Genomic DNA, 1,556 nt, shown 5'->3' on the forward strand with positions numbered 1-1,556 from the left:
GCCGTCCTCCCCCTCCGTCGCCTTCGGCGCCACCTCCCCCTGGCGGGGGAGGATCGTTATCCCTTCGCCGTGACCATCAGCCCGCGCTGCACTGCCGGACGGGCAAGGCCGCGCTCTAGCCATCCAGCAACGTTGGTGAAGTCGTCGAACCCGACGAGATCGCGCGCTTCGTAAAAGCCGATCAGGTTGCGGACCCAGCCGAGTGAGGCGATGTCGGCGATGGAGTAATCACCCATGATCCAGTCGCGGCCCGCAAGCTGCGCATCGAGGACGCCGAGCAGGCGCTTCGATTCCGCGACGTAGCGGTCGAGCGGGCGCTTGTCCGCGATTTCGCGCCCCGCGAATTTGTGGAAATAGCCGAGCTGGCCGAACATCGGGCCGAGCCCGCCCATCTGCCACATCACCCAGCCGATCGTTTCGTAGCGCTGGGCCGGGTCGAGGAACTGGCCCGTCTTGTCGGCGAGGTAGAGCAGGATCGCGCCGCTTTCGAACAGCGCGAGCGGACGGCCGTTCGGGCCATCGGGGTCGAGAATCGCGGGAATCTTGCCATTGGGATTGAGGCTGAGGAATTCGGGCGTCTTCTGGTCGTCCGCGCCGATATCGATCAGATGCGCCTCATAGGGCAGGCCGGTCTCCTCGAGCATGATCCCCGCCTTCACCCCATTGGGGGTGTTGAGCGAATAGAGCTGAATGCGGTCGGGATGCTGCGCGGGCCAGCGGCGGGTGATCGGGAAGGCGGACAGATCGGTCATGGGAATCTCCTGTTCCCGGGAAATAGGCGCGCCGCCATCGCGTTGCCATGCCCCGGCGCGCTATCGATTGACTGTGACGAGGACCGTTCACCACATGCGGGGATAGATTTTGGTGGGCGCGTACTGGGTCCTGCACCAGTTGGCGATGAATCCCACCGCATCGGCCAGCGTAGCGGCGCTTTGTTCGGTCTTCAGGTCGAACTCCACCACATAGCCCGCGACTGCGGCATCGATCCGGACGATATCCGCCTCTCGCGAAACTACCGACCCGTTTCGTAGGTCGGGAAATGCGATGGTGAAACGCTTGCCGTCACTGAACCCGCCGAGACTGCCGCTTTCGCACATGCCGCCGCGGAGATAGGCAATGGTAACGTTCGACCGTGCCGTGTCCGGAACCGTGTCGCGCGGGAGCTTGACGCGGAGCCCGGTCGCACTTTCTTGAAGCGTCCTCAGCGACACACGATAGGCCTGCAGCAAATCGGTGACCGGCGCTTCGGGATCGGCGCAGGCCGTTCGCAGCGCCTCGAACTGCTCGGCCGCGCGCGCGGCATCGGCGGTCTTCGCGAAGGTGAAATTGACTCGGTAGGCGTTGAGCGGCGCAAGCACACGCACGACCCGGTCTTCACGCACAATGCGCGTCACCGCTCGCCAATCGATCCAAGCGTCCTGCGGATCGGCGATGCGTGCGAAGACCGCAGCCGGTGCGAACGGCGGCTCGCCCTCATCGACCAGGCGATAGGAAACCCGGCGCTTTACGGGAAGCATGGCGCTGCGGCAGGACAGCCGGGGCGCATCGTCCTGAAC

General features: G+C 65.0%; 2 protein-coding genes. Both read right to left on the reverse strand.

Features of this window, described 5'->3' with window-relative positions; all coding sequences use genetic code 11:
* Nucleotides 1-56 precede the first annotated feature (56 nt).
* Nucleotides 57-752: a glutathione S-transferase N-terminal domain-containing protein gene (locus AX681_RS16485; protein WP_066664540.1), complete on the reverse strand. Its 696-nt coding sequence runs from the start codon at nucleotides 750-752 to the stop codon at nucleotides 57-59.
* Between the two features lie 87 nt (nucleotides 753-839).
* Nucleotides 840-1,556: hypothetical protein (locus AX681_RS16490; RefSeq protein WP_231734998.1), on the reverse strand; the 717-nt coding region annotated here is incomplete at its 5' end.

This window comes from Sphingomonas sp. CCH9-E2 (assembly GCF_001557215.1).
GTDB lineage: Bacteria > Pseudomonadota > Alphaproteobacteria > Sphingomonadales > Sphingomonadaceae > Sphingomonas.